The sequence below is a fragment of the Streptomyces olindensis genome, from assembly GCF_040645895.1.
Lineage (GTDB): Bacteria > Actinomycetota > Actinomycetes > Streptomycetales > Streptomycetaceae > Streptomyces > Streptomyces olindensis.
On sequence record NZ_JBEYZD010000075.1, the window covers coordinates 1 to 12,058 of the forward strand.

The window sequence follows — 12,058 nt, forward strand, 5'->3', positions numbered from 1 at the left end:
CTGTGCACAAATTAAGGCGGGCCATCGGATCGGATGCCCCGCCTTCTTCATCTTCTGTGGAGCTAAGGAGAATTGAACTCCTGACCTCCTGCATGCCATGCAGGCGCTCTACCAACTGAGCTATAGCCCCTTGTTGTGCTCCGCCCGGTTTCCCCGGCGGCGACGCCAACATTACTGGTCCATCGGGCCCAACACCAAATCGGTTTCCGCTTGCCCGATATGACCGTTATGTCCGTCATACCGGTCCTTCGGGCGTCAGGCCGTCACGAACGAATAGAACCGCTTGAGCGTGCAGTGCTCCTCCAGGAGCCGGCCGTAGATCGGCTCGCCCTCCAGCTCGCGGTACGTCTCGATCGGGTCGCCTTTTATGATCAGCGCCCGCGCGCACTCCTCGCACCAGTATTGGTAGTCGGGATTGATCGGCTCCATGTCGCGGACGATCGGCGTCCCGCTGCCACACCAGTCGCACTTCCGCCTGTGTGCACCCATCGATCAGCTCCAGCTGTGGCCGCAGGCCGTGCACACGTAGGAGATCCCGCCGTTGTCGCCGAGCATCTGGGCCACGTGCGCGGATCCGCAGGAAGGGCAGCTGAGGCGGGTGGACATGTCCCGTGTCAATGCTGCTCCGAGGAGGTGGTCGACCTCCTCGAGGATGCTCGCAGGCATCGCTACTCCCTCCCGTCGGGCCGCGCCCCCTTCCGGCCGTTTGATTCTGCCACGGCCGGACCAATACGGTCAGCGACGCCTCAGTACCAGTCCGGACACGGCACGCGTCGCGACCGTAGAGGTATACGCCTCAGCAGGCCCGAGTGACTCAACCCGGGGCACGAAAAATCCCGCCCCCTGGACGGGAACGGGATCTTGACGTGGAGCTAAGGAGAATTGAACTCCTGACCTCCTGCATGCCATGCAGGCGCTCTACCAACTGAGCTATAGCCCCTCGTGCCACGCGGCGGAGCCGCCTGGTGTTTCGCTCCGGCGGGCCGGGCGAACAAGAAGAACTTTAGCCTGCGACCTGCCGGAAAGTGAAATCCGGGGTCAGTCGTCGTCGCCGAGCACCGGTTCCGGCAGCGTGCCGGCGTTGTGCTCCAGCAGCCGCCAGCCGCGGGCGCCTTCGCCGAGGACGGACCAGCAGCAGTTGGAGAGCCCGCCGAGGCTCTCCCAGTGGTGCGGGTCGAGGCCCAGGAGGCGGCCGATGGTGGTGCGGATGGTGCCGCCGTGGCTGGCCACGACGAGCGTGCCGCCCTCGGGGAGCTTCTCGGCGTGCCGGAGCACCACGGGGGCGGCGCGGTCGGCGACCTCGGTCTCCAGTTCGCCGCCGCCCCGGCGCACGGGCTCGCCGCGCTTCCAGGCGGCGTACTCCTCGCCGTGCCGGGCGATGATCTCCTCGTGCGTCAGGCCCTGCCAGACGCCCGCGTAGGTCTCGCGCAGCGCCTCGTCGTGGGTGACGTCGAGGCCGGTGAGCGTGGCGAGCTCGGCGGCCGTCAGCGCGGCCCGCCTCAGGTCGGAGGCGACGATCGCGTCCGGCCTCAGGGAGGCCAGCAGCCGGGCGGCGCGGCGGGCCTGGGCGACGCCGGTCTCGGTGAGCTCGACGTCCGTGGTGCCCTGGAAGCGGCGCTCCACGTTCCACGAGGTCTGGCCGTGCCGCCAGAGGATGATGCGGCGGCCCCGGCCGGGCTTGCCGGCCTCACTGAAGGCGCTCACCGCCAGTCTCCGTCCAGCTCCGCCGCCTCCTCGGCCGCCTGCAGCTTGGCGTGCTCCTCGGCCTTGCCGCGGGTGGCCTTGGCGTCCTCGGGGAGCTCCAGCTCGGGGCAGTCCTTCCACAGCCGCTCCAGGGCGTAGAAGACGCGCTCCTCGCTGTGCTGGACGTGGACGACGATGTCGACGTAGTCGAGCAGGACCCAGCGGGCCTCGCGGTCGCCCTCGCGGCGCACCGGCTTGGCGCCGAGTTCCTTCGAGAGGCGCTCCTCGATCTCGTCGACGATCGCCTTCACCTGGCGGTCGTTGGGCGCGGAGGCCAGCAGGAAGGCGTCCGTGATGGAGAGCACGTCACTGACGTCGTAGGCGACGATGTCGTGCGCCAGCTTGTCGGCGGCCGCCTGGGCGGCGGTGTTGATGAGCTCCTGGGAGCGGTCGGTCACGGTCACTACAAGGCTTTCGATCGGCGGTCACTTGTCCCCCAGGGTCTCACGGACCGCCGTGCGCCCCCCACGCGATTACGGTGATCACGTGGGGAGCGCAACCCGGCCGCCTAGTCGGACGAGGGCTTGTAGTCCTGGCCGAGGACCACGGAGACGTCGGCGCTCCCGGAGAGTTTGCCCTGGGTGACGGCGCTCGCGGGCAGGCCGAGGGTCTTGGCGACCTCGGCGGCGTTCGCCTTGTCGGCCGCGTCGCCGTAGACGACCTGGGACGTGGCCCGGGCGCCGGCCGTGCCGCCCTCCAGGAAGGTGAAGCCGCCGTTGAGGAGCACGACGCGGGCCTTGCCGGTGTTGTCCTTGACGCCGGTGGCGTTCTGCACGGAGACGCTGACGGCGGCGTCCTTGTCGGGGCTCTTGGCGGTGCCGCCGAGGACGTTCTTGACGATCCCCGCGCCGGTCCGGGCGCTGAGCGTGCCGTCGCTCTGGACGGGCAGCAGGTCCGTCTTGTAGTCGCCGCCCTTGGCGAGGTCGGAGAGCCCGGCGAGGAAGGTGCCGAGGTCCTTGTCGGTCAGGGACGGGTCGAGGATCTGGTTCAGCGTCTGGATGGTGACCGTCGCGGCCTGCGGGTCGGAGGACAGCTTGCGCAGGACGCCCTGCATGACCTGCCCGAAGCGCTCCAGCTGGGCGTTCTGGGCCTCGCCGGGGGCGCGGTAGGTGGCGTAGGCGACGGCCATCTTGCCGCTGAGGGTCTGGTCCTGGCCCTTGTTGACCAGGGGGGCCGTGCCCTTCTTCTTGGCAGCGGGGTCGGGCACGTCGGTGTTCGTGTCGACGTCGATGTTGCCGACAAGGTCGACGAGGTTCTGCAGGTAGGGGGTGTCCAGGCGCCAGGTGCCCTGGATGTCGGTGCCGAGGACGGTGTCGAGGGCGTCGCGGGTGCCGTCGGAGCCGTCGTCCTCGACCGACTTGGCGAGTGTCGTCGTGGAGCCGTCGTCGCTGGTCAGGGCGAGGGAGTTGGGCAGCAGGACGGTGGTGCCCCGCTTGGTGGTGGTGTTGTCGACGAGGAGGGCGGTGGCGGTGCCGCCGCCCTTGGTGTCGTGCAGGTGGACGACGATCACGTCGCGCTTCTGGGCGCCCGTGGCGGTCGTGGTACCCGTCGCGGAGTCGCCGGAGGACAGGCCGGGCAGCTTCCCGGCGTACCAGAGGTAACCGACGCCGCCGACCGCGGCGAGCGCGAGGACGACGACCAGGGCGACGATCCGGCTGCGGGCGCGACGCCGGGCCTCCTCGCGGCGCTCGGTGCGGTTCTCGGTGAACTTCAGCCAGTCGATGACGTCTTCGGAGTCGCCGTCCGGCTCCTCGACGAAGGCGAACTGCTCGGTGTGGTACTCGCGGTCGGGCGTCCGCTCGCCCTCGGCCGGGCCGGCCTGCTGCGGGATGTGGGCGGTCTGCTGGGTCTGCTGGGCGGTCTGCTCGGCGACGCGGGGCTGCGCGCCAGCGCCGCCCGTGGCGTGCCCGTAGGGGTCGTGGGGAGCGCCCTGCGCGGAGCCGTAGGGGTCGTAGCCGTAGGCGGGGCCGGACTGCTGCGCGCCCGTGCCGTAGTCGTACGGCTGCGGGGGCTGCTGCCCGGGCGTGCCGTAGGGGTCGTAGCCGTAGCCCTGCTGCTGCCCCTGCTGTTGCTGCTGCCCTTGCTGGGCGTACGGGTCGTAGGCCTGCTGCTGGGTCTGCTGGGTCTGGACCTGCCGGTAGACAGGCTGTCCGTACTCGTCGTAGCCGACGAGCTCGTACTGGTCGCCCCCGTACCCCGGGTCGTATCGGTCGTTCACCGGTGCCCCTCTCGGCTCACTCGCCGCGGTACAGCTCGCGCTTGTCGATATAGCGCACGACTCCGTCCGGCACCAGGTACCAGATGGGATCGCCCTTGGCGACTCTCGCACGGCAGTCAGTGGAGGAGATGGCGAGGGCGGGGACCTCCACGAGCGAGACGCCGCCCTCGGGGAGTCCGGTGTCGTCGAGGTGGTGGCCCGGCCGGGTCACCCCGATGAAGTGCGCGAGGGAGAACAGCTCCGCCGAGTCCCGCCAGGTGAGGATCTGGGCGAGCGCGTCGGCGCCGGTGATGAAGAAGAGGTCCGTGTCGGGGTTGAGCGCGCGCAGGTCGCGCAGCGTGTCCACGGTGTAGGTGGGGCCGCCGCGGTCGATGTCGATGCGGCTCACGGAGAACTGCGGGTTCTCGGCGGTCGCGATGACCGTCATCAGGTAGCGGTCCTCGGCCGGGGAGACGCTGCGGTCGCTCTTCTGCCAGGGCTGGCCGGTCGGGACGAAGACCACCTCGTCGAGGTGGAACGCCGCGGCGACCTCACTGGCCGCCACCAGGTGTCCGTGGTGGATCGGGTCGAAGGTGCCGCCCATGACGCCGAGGCGGCGCTTGCCCGGCTGCGACGGACTCTTGCCGGGGCCGTCGATCTGGCGGGGCGCCGTGGCGGCACGGCGGGGCTCCGAGTGTCGCTCGGTGCCGCTCGCCGTGTCCTGTGCCGGGTCGTACGGCGTCTCGTTCGCCGGACCGGTAGGCATGTCCTGCTCTCCCATGCGTGCAGACCCTACCGGCCCCGCCTGAGGGCTCCGGTCGCCCCCGTGCTCCCCGGGGCAGCCGCGCGGGGCGCCCTGCCGGGGCTCAGCGGTCGCGGTTGAAGCGGGTGGTGATCCACAGCAGGAGCAGCAGGATGAAGAGGGCGGCGCCACCGGTGAGGTAGGGGCTGAGGCTCTCGTGGTTTCCGCCGTGCTCCTGGCCCTCGGCGGCGAGGGTGACCAACTGGGCAGCGGTGCTGTGGAAGCTCATCTTCGGCAGGACCTATCGCGTGTGGGCGGGTTAAAGACGTCGGCTCATCGTAAGCGGGCCCCTCGGCCGCGATCACCCCGACTCCGCCTCTTCGTGCCGCGGAGGTCGCACGCGCTGCCGCCGGACCCGGTCCCGGGGCCCGGCGGGGAACCTTCGCGCTGCCTCAGTCGTCCTTCCGTCTGTAACCGCGCAGCAGGAACCACGCGGTCAGCGCACACCCCACGATCATCACGAGGAGCACGATCCGGAGGATCCCCGGCCCCCCTTGCCGGTCGGCTGCACCGGCGGCCTCGGCGACCCAGGCGGCGGGGTGGTGCTCCATGACGGTGGTTCCCTTCGCTGTACTGCCCGACCACCGTAACTCCGCCTAGGCTGGGCTCAGCCTCGGGGAAGCAAAGGGCCGCACAAGGGGCCGCAAAAGGTCACACAGACGCATGGGGGAAGACATGTCCGACGGCCACGAGCACAACGGGCACGAGCATGTGCCCAGCAGGCAGCGCAGGCGCTTCCCCGGAATCTCCTCGCGTACCTACGAGCACCCGGCCGACCGCTCCGCCCTGGTGGCGCTGCGCAAGCTGAGCGGTTTCGACACGGTGTTCAAGGCCCTCAGCGGCCTGCTCCCCGAGCGCAGTCTGCGACTGCTGTTCCTGTCCGACTCGGTGCGGGTCTCGGACCAGCAGTTCTCGCACCTGAACGTGATGCTGCGGGACGCCTGCTACATCCTGGACCTGGAGAAGGTCCCGCCGATGTACGTGAACCAGGACCCGCAGCCGAACGCGATGTGCATCGGCCTGGACGAGCCGATCATCGTCGTCACCACCGGCCTCGTCGAGCTGCTCGACGAGGAGGAGATGCGGGCGGTCATCGGCCACGAGGTGGGACACGCGCTGTCCGGGCACTCCGTGTACCGGACCATCCTGCTGTTCCTGACCAGCCTCGCCGTCCGAGTCGCCTGGATCCCCCTGGGCAACCTCGCGATCATGGCGATCGTGACCGGGCTGCGCGAGTGGTTCCGCAAGTCGGAGCTGTCCGCGGACCGTGCGGGGCTGCTGGTGGGGCAGGACCTGCAGGCGTCCATGCGCGGCCTGATGAAGATCGCGGGCGGCAACCACCTGCACCAGATGAACGTGGACGCGTTCCTGGAGCAGGCCGAGGAGTACGAGGCGGGCGGCGACCTGCGCGACTCCGTGCTGAAGATCCTGAACGTGCTGCCCCGCTCCCACCCGTTCACCACGGTGCGGGCGGCCGAGCTGAAGAAGTGGGCCGAGTCGCGGGACTACCAGCGGATCATGGACGGCCACTACCCGCGCCGCGACGAGGACCAGGACACCTCGGTCCGGGACTCCTGGCGGGATTCCGCCAACCACTACACGACGCATGTGAAGAGTTCCAAGGACCCGCTGATGAAGCTGGTCACCGACCTCGCGGGCGGCGCCGGCGACCTGGGCGACCGGGTCCGCCGGGGCTTCGGCGGCTTCACCAACCCGGCCCAGAAGCCGCCCCGTGGCCCGGAAGCGCCGGGCTCGTCGGACACTCCGGGGGACGACGAGCCGCCGCGCTAGGACAGACAGGGCGCTCTGCGCGAGCCCTGTGCCGCGCAGGGACTCCGGGAGTGCGTCTCAGACCTTCGGCTGTGCGCTCGTCGCCAGGGAGCCGCACAGGGCCGTGGCGCTGCCCGTGGCGTAGGGGTCCGTGCCCGCGGGGCCGCCCTCCTTGGCCGTCTGGCCGGCGAGCAGGGGGCGGAGGTGGTTCGTGGAGTCCTCGGCGCAGGACAGCGGGCCGGCCTGGACGTAGGAGACGACGAGCTGGGCCTGGTGCAGGCGCAGGTCGTCGCGGTCGAAGCGGAAGTGCAGCTCGCGCCGCAGGGTGAACAGGGACACCTCGGCCTTGTCACCGGCCCCGGCCGGCCGTAGCGCGTACACGAACGTGTGGTCAGCGGTGACCTCGAGCGTCGACGAGTCGGCCTCGGCGGCCTGCAGCGTGCCCTGGACCCGGACCCTGCGGTCCGCCAGCTCGGCCCGGGAGGGGTCGAAGCGGACGAGCCACCCGGTGGGCGCGTGGCGTCCGTCCGCGGTGGGGCGGGCGAAGCTCTGGTCGAACTGGTCCAGCTGGTCGGGGTCGAGCAGGACGCGGACGGCCCGGACCTCACCGCCGGTGAGCACCTCGGGGTCGAGGGCGGAGCGGATGATGTAGTCCTTGGCGGTGGTCAGGGCGGAGACGACCTGGCTGTCGGAGAAGTGCGCGGTGCGCCGCGAGGCGGGCAGCGGCACGCCCTCCGCGCCGGTCTTGAACTGCGCGGCCGGGCTGTGCTCGTACAGGTACGCCGGATCGGCCGTACCGGGCACCTTGCCCTCGGGGGCGAGCGGGATGACGGTCATCCGCAGCGGTTCGACGGGCTCCGATGCCGTGGGGGCCTGGTAGGGGTGCCGTACGCCCATGTAGATCGCGGTGCCGAAGGCGATGGCGATCAGCAGGACCAGGACCAGTGCCTGCCGGGACAGGCCCCGGCGCAGGGGCGGGCGGCGGCGCACGGCGGGCGCGTGGTCGGCCATGCGCTCCTGCGCGGAGAACTCCTGGAGGCGGGCAGCACGGACGAACGACTCGTCGAAGACGACGGATCGGTACTCGTCCTCGCCACCTCCGGGACCGCCCTCGGGTGTCCCCTCAGGTGGGTCTCCAGGCCCGCCCATATCTTCAGGGTAGGTCGCGGGAAGCCCGGGTAAACGCAGCGCTGCTCCACAAGTTCTGACAGGTTCTCACCAACGCGGGCGGGTTCCGGTCAGGGGGTGCGGGGGATCACCGAGACGGCCGGCTGGGAGTAGTCGGCGGAGGCGGAGGGCGTGGCCCCGCTGCCCTGTTCCACTCCGGTCGAGGCGGGCGGCGGCGCGGGTTCCTCGCGGTTGGAGGACGCGCCCCGGTAGACCGCCGTGAAGGCCAGCGCGACCATGCCGACGCCCATCACGAGGGCGAGCAGCCAGGCGACGGGCCGGTGCCAGCGGACCTGTTTGGAGTACGGTCCCGAGCCCCCGTAGTGGTCCTCGAGGATGTCGGAGTCGTCGAACTCGTCGAGGTCGGGATCATGGCCGAAATCGCGGTGGCCGTCCGGGCCGTACCCGTCGTCGTACCGCTCGCCTCCGGTGTGGGCGCGGCGGGCCTCCGCCTCGGAGGCCTCGGCTCTCGCCTGAGCGGCGGCCAGGAGGCGCTCCACGGCGGTCGGCTCGTGCACCACGGCCGCGCGTACGAAGGCCTCGTCGAAGACCACGGAGGCGAACTCTTCGTCCGACACCCCGCGGTCGTGGTCGTCGTCGGGCTCCCAGCCGTCGGGAAACGGCGTGCCCCCCACGTCCTCCGGCACGGATCCAGAGTAGACCTGGGGGGTCAATTTGGGCAGACGGTATGGAAATTCATCCGCCCGTTGAGACGGCTTCCACGCGGTCGGCGACGGCGCGCGCCCAGCCTGCCCGCGCCTGCCGCACGTGTATGCGCCGCCCGGCATGGCTCCGCGCGCCGGGCGTGGCTCAGCGCTGTACGTGGCTCAGCGCTGTACATGGCTAGCGCCGGACGTGGCTCAGCACCGGACGTGGCTCAGCGCCGTACGTGGCCGTCCCCGGTCACGATGTACTTCGTGCTGGTCAGCTCCGGCAGGCCCATCGGGCCGCGGGCGTGCAGCTTCTGCGTGGAGATGCCGATCTCGGCGCCGAAGCCGAACTGGCCGCCGTCCGTGAAGCGGGTGGAGGCGTTGACGGCGACCGTGGTCGAGTCGACCAGTTGGGTGAAGCGGCGGGCGGCCTGCTGGGAGGTCGTCACGATGGCCTCGGTGTGGCCGGAGGTCCACAGCCGGATGTGCTCGACGGCCTTGTCCAGGGAGTCGACCACGGCCGCGGCGATGTCGTACGACAGGTACTCCGTCTCCCAGTCCTCGGCCGTCGCCTCGACGACGGTGGCCTTGGAGTCCTTGGCGTAGGCCTGCACGCGCTCGTCGGCGTGGACCGTGACCCCGGCCTCCGCGAGGGCGTCCAGTGCGCGCGGCAGGAACTCGGCGGCGATGTCCTGGTGGACGAGGAGGGTCTCGGCGGCGTTGCAGACGCCGACCCGCTGGGCCTTGGAGTTGATCAGGATCTCGACGGCCATGTCGAGGTCGGCCGCCGCGTCGACGTAGACGTGGCAGTTGCCGGTGCCGGTCTCGATGACCGGGACGACGGACTCCTGGACGACCGTGTTGATCAGGGAGGCGCCGCCGCGCGGGATGAGCACGTCGACCAGGCCGCGGGCGCGCATCAGCTCGCGGACGCTCTCGCGGCTCTCGCCGGGCACGAGCTGGATGGCGTCGGCGGGCAGCCCGGCCCCGCCCACGGCGTCGCGCAGGACGCGCACGAGGGCCGTGTTGGACTGGTAGGCCGATGAGGAGCCGCGCAGCAGGACCGCGTTGCCGGACTTCAGGCAGAGGGCGGCGGCGTCGACGGTGACGTTCGGCCGGCCCTCGTAGATGATCCCGACGACGCCGAGCGGCACCCGGACCTGGCGCAGATCGATGCCGTTGGGCAGCGTGGAGCCGCGGACGACCTCGCCGACCGGGTCGGGCAGGGCGGCGACGTCGCGCACGTCGGAGGCGATGGCGCGGATCCGCTCCGGGGTGAGCGTGAGCCGGTCGATCATGCCCTCGCTGATGCCGGCCTCGCGGGCCTTGGCGACGTCCTTGGCGTTGGCCTCGACGATCTCGCTCGTACGGACCTCCAGCGCGTCCGCGATGGCGAGCAGCGCGTCGTCCTTCTCGGCCCGCGGCAGCGGCGCGAGGCTCGCGGCGGCGGCCTTGGCGCGGTAGGCGGCCTCGGTGACCGGGGACATCGAGTCGTACGGAGAGAGCGTGGTCATGAGGGAAGGGTAGTGCGCGCGGCGGGTCCGTTCACGGCGTGTTCCACACCCCGAGACACTTCCCGAGACACTGACCGAAGCACTCACCGGGACCGGCCGGACCGGATCAAAAGGGATGCACGCCGACCGGTGACGCCGGCGGCGGCCCGTATCCCTCGGCGATGCGCTGGTGGTAGGTCGCGCGGTCGATGACCTCAAGGCCGACGATCTCCCAGGGCGGCAGCCCGGCGGTCTGCCGGTGCTCGCCCCACAGGCGCAGGGCGACGGCGGCCGCGTCGTGCAGGTCGCGGGCCTCCTCCCAGTAGCGGATCTCGGCGTGGTCGACGGCGTAGCGGCTGGTCAGGAGGAAGGGGTGGTCGTGGGCGAGCTGCTCCAGGGCGCGCCGCACCTCGGGGAGCGGGGCCTCCTTGCCGGAGACGCTGAGGGTGACGTGCCACAGGCGCGGGGTGTCCGCGGGTTCCTCGCCCTCGAACCGGTCCCCGGCCGCCACACTGGTCAGGGCGCGCTCCTCACCGGCCGCGCGGGAGCCGGTACCACCACGGGACGCCGGGGTCCCAGGGCGCACTCGTCTCACGACGGCCTCCTTCGCTCAGCGGCGGTGCTGCGGAACAGTTCCCTGAGACAAAGTTGAGCAGGCCGCAAGGGATCGCGTGGCGGTTTTGCGGAACGTCCACCACCGGGGGCGGACGTTTCGACACATTACGGGTGCAGGACCACCAGGTCGTCCCTGTGTACGACCTCGCGTTCGTACGCGGGTCCGAGTTCGCGGGCGAGTTCCCGGGTCGAGCGGCCGATCAGCCGGGGGATCTCCTTGGCGTCGAAGTTGACCAGCCCGCGGGCCACCGCGTGCCCTTCGGTGTCGCGCAGCTCGACGGGGTCGCCGGCGCTGAACTCGCCCTCGACGGCGGCGATCCCGGCCGGCAGCAGCGACTTGCGGCGGTCCACGACGGCCCGTACGGCGCCGTCGTCCAGGGTGAGCGCGCCCTGCGGGGTGGAGGCGTGCTGGAGCCACAGCAGCCGGTCGGCGGAGCGCTTGCCGGTGGGGTGGAAGTAGGTGCCGGTGTCCTGGCCGGTCAGGGCGTCGGCCGCGTGGACGGTGCTGGTGAGGACGACGGGGACGCCGGCGGCGGCGGCGATGCGGGCGGCCTCGACCTTGGTGACCATGCCGCCGGTGCCGACACCGGCCTTGCCCGCGCTGCCGATCTCGACGTGCGCGAGGTCGGACGGGTCGCGCACCTCGCCGATGCGGGAGGTGCCGGGCTTCGCGGGGTCCCCGTCGTAGACGCCGTCCACGTCGGAGAGCAGGACCAGCAGGTCGGCGTGGACGAGGTGGGCGACGAGGGCGGCGAGGCGGTCGTTGTCGCCGAAGCGGATCTCGTCCGTGGCGACGGTGTCGTTCTCGTTGACGATCGGGAAGGCGCCCATCGCGAGCAGCTTGTCGAGGGTGCGCGAGGCGTTGCGGTGGTGGGCGCGGCGGCTCATGTCGTCGGAGGTCAGCAGCACCTGGCCGACGCGGACGCCGTAGCGGGCGAAGGAGGCGGTGTAGCGGGCGACCAGCAGGCCCTGGCCGACGCTGGCGGCGGCCTGCTGCCGGGCCAGGTCCTTGGGGCGGCGGCGCAGGCCCAGCGGGGCGAGACCGGCGGCGATGGCACCGGAGGAGACCAGGACGATCTCGCGTTCGCCGCCGCTGCGGACCTTGGCGAGCACGTCGACCAGCGCGTCCACGCGGTCCGCGTCCAGGCCGCCCGAGGCGGTGGTCAGCGAGGAGGATCCGACCTTGACGACGATCCTGCGGGCCTCGCCCACGGCCTGTCTTGCCCCTGCCACGTCGCCGTCCGTCCCCTCACTCCGATGCGGTCGCTCACCAGGCAATCTACGGGACGGCAGGAGGGGACGCGGCCCCGGTCCACGCTACGGACAGTACGGCCCACGTCACGGGACGACGGTCATGCCCTCGCGGTGACGGGCGACGGCCACGCCCTCGCGGTGGGGTGGCGCGGCGGGACGGACGCGAGCCGCCGCACTCCGCACACGGTGCCGGCAGCCGCACATGGGTGCCGACAGCCGCACGCGCGAACCGCACCCGCACGCCCCGCCGGATGCCCGCGAGCTCCGGGCTTCCTCGCGGCTCCGCACGTACCGGCCCCGCCCTCCCCCGCCCCCCGGACACGCGCGTGTCGTCAGGAGGTCGCCGCGCGTTAACCCGGACGGCCGA

At 71.4% G+C, this 12,058-nt stretch carries 14 protein-coding genes and 2 tRNA genes; 1 reads left to right on the plus strand and 15 read right to left on the minus strand.

Annotated features, from left to right (window positions below; genetic code table 11):
• Nucleotides 1-57: 57 nt before the first annotated feature.
• The 10 genes from ABZ948_RS33530 to ABZ948_RS33575 all read right to left on the minus strand — a co-directional run bounded on the left by ABZ948_RS33530 (nucleotide 58) and on the right by ABZ948_RS33575 (nucleotide 5,293).
• Nucleotides 58-130: transfer RNA gene (locus ABZ948_RS33530), tRNA-Ala, on the minus strand.
• Between the two features lie 125 nt (nucleotides 131-255).
• Nucleotides 256-489: a hypothetical protein gene (locus ABZ948_RS33535; protein ID WP_006136074.1), complete on the minus strand. Its 234-nt coding sequence runs from the start codon at nucleotides 487-489 to the stop codon at nucleotides 256-258.
• A gap of 3 nt (nucleotides 490-492) precedes the next feature.
• A complete protein-coding gene (locus tag ABZ948_RS33540; protein WP_114252414.1) occupies nucleotides 493-666 on the minus strand; it encodes a hypothetical protein in 174 nt (57 codons plus the stop codon).
• Nucleotides 667-867: 201 nt separating this feature from the next.
• Nucleotides 868-940 (minus strand) — tRNA-Ala (locus ABZ948_RS33545).
• Nucleotides 941-1,038: 98 nt separating this feature from the next.
• Nucleotides 1,039-1,710: a histidine phosphatase family protein gene (locus ABZ948_RS33550; RefSeq protein WP_389621351.1), complete on the minus strand. Its 672-nt coding sequence runs from the start codon at nucleotides 1,708-1,710 to the stop codon at nucleotides 1,039-1,041.
• Entirely contained in the window at nucleotides 1,701-2,147 is a 447-nt protein-coding gene (gene rsfS, locus ABZ948_RS33555; RefSeq protein WP_359765989.1) for a ribosome silencing factor, read from the minus strand. The genes ABZ948_RS33550 and rsfS overlap by 10 nt, the downstream gene beginning before the upstream one ends.
• Nucleotides 2,148-2,251: 104 nt before the next feature.
• Nucleotides 2,252-3,961 carry an LCP family protein gene (locus ABZ948_RS33560; RefSeq protein WP_359765991.1) on the minus strand — a complete coding sequence of 570 codons (1,710 nt, stop codon included), beginning with the start codon at nucleotides 3,959-3,961 and terminating at the stop codon, nucleotides 2,252-2,254.
• 16 nt (nucleotides 3,962-3,977) lie between these two features.
• Nucleotides 3,978-4,721 carry a nicotinate-nucleotide adenylyltransferase gene (gene nadD, locus ABZ948_RS33565; RefSeq protein ID WP_359765993.1) on the minus strand — a complete coding sequence of 248 codons (744 nt, stop codon included), beginning with the start codon at nucleotides 4,719-4,721 and terminating at the stop codon, nucleotides 3,978-3,980.
• Nucleotides 4,722-4,806: 85 nt separating this feature from the next.
• Complete coding sequence (locus ABZ948_RS33570; protein ID WP_031114075.1) at nucleotides 4,807-4,971, minus strand: hypothetical protein; 165 nt, start codon at nucleotides 4,969-4,971, stop codon at nucleotides 4,807-4,809.
• A 163-nt stretch (nucleotides 4,972-5,134) separates the two neighbouring features.
• Entirely contained in the window at nucleotides 5,135-5,293 is a 159-nt protein-coding gene (locus ABZ948_RS33575) for a hypothetical protein (RefSeq protein WP_359765996.1), read from the minus strand.
• A 124-nt stretch (nucleotides 5,294-5,417) separates the two neighbouring features.
• Here ABZ948_RS33575 and ABZ948_RS33580 point away from each other — a divergent pair, with 124 nt between their 5' ends.
• Nucleotides 5,418-6,533, plus strand: a complete 1,116-nt coding sequence (locus ABZ948_RS33580) for a M48 family metallopeptidase (RefSeq protein WP_359766040.1) — start codon at nucleotides 5,418-5,420, stop codon at nucleotides 6,531-6,533.
• Between the two features lie 57 nt (nucleotides 6,534-6,590).
• Here ABZ948_RS33580 and ABZ948_RS33585 read toward each other — a convergent pair whose 3' ends face one another.
• From ABZ948_RS33585 to proB, 5 genes are all read right to left on the minus strand, one after another.
• A complete protein-coding gene (locus ABZ948_RS33585; RefSeq protein ID WP_359765998.1) occupies nucleotides 6,591-7,661 on the minus strand; it encodes an SCO2583 family membrane protein in 1,071 nt (356 codons plus the stop codon).
• Nucleotides 7,662-7,750: 89 nt separating this feature from the next.
• Nucleotides 7,751-8,326, minus strand: a complete 576-nt coding sequence (locus ABZ948_RS33590; protein WP_494487299.1) for an SCO2584 family spore wall biosynthesis protein — start codon at nucleotides 8,324-8,326, stop codon at nucleotides 7,751-7,753.
• Between the two features lie 230 nt (nucleotides 8,327-8,556).
• The gene (locus ABZ948_RS33595; RefSeq protein ID WP_359766003.1) at nucleotides 8,557-9,843 is read right to left on the minus strand and encodes a glutamate-5-semialdehyde dehydrogenase; all 1,287 of its coding nucleotides are present in this window, start codon (nucleotides 9,841-9,843) and stop codon (nucleotides 8,557-8,559) included.
• Between the two features lie 106 nt (nucleotides 9,844-9,949).
• A complete protein-coding gene (locus tag ABZ948_RS33600) occupies nucleotides 9,950-10,408 on the minus strand; it encodes a DUF8830 family protein (protein WP_359766042.1) in 459 nt (152 codons plus the stop codon).
• A 134-nt stretch (nucleotides 10,409-10,542) separates the two neighbouring features.
• Nucleotides 10,543-11,649, minus strand: coding sequence for a glutamate 5-kinase (proB, locus tag ABZ948_RS33605; RefSeq protein WP_359766044.1), 1,107 nt, complete (start codon nucleotides 11,647-11,649; stop codon nucleotides 10,543-10,545).
• Between the last annotated feature and the right edge of the window lie 409 nt (nucleotides 11,650-12,058).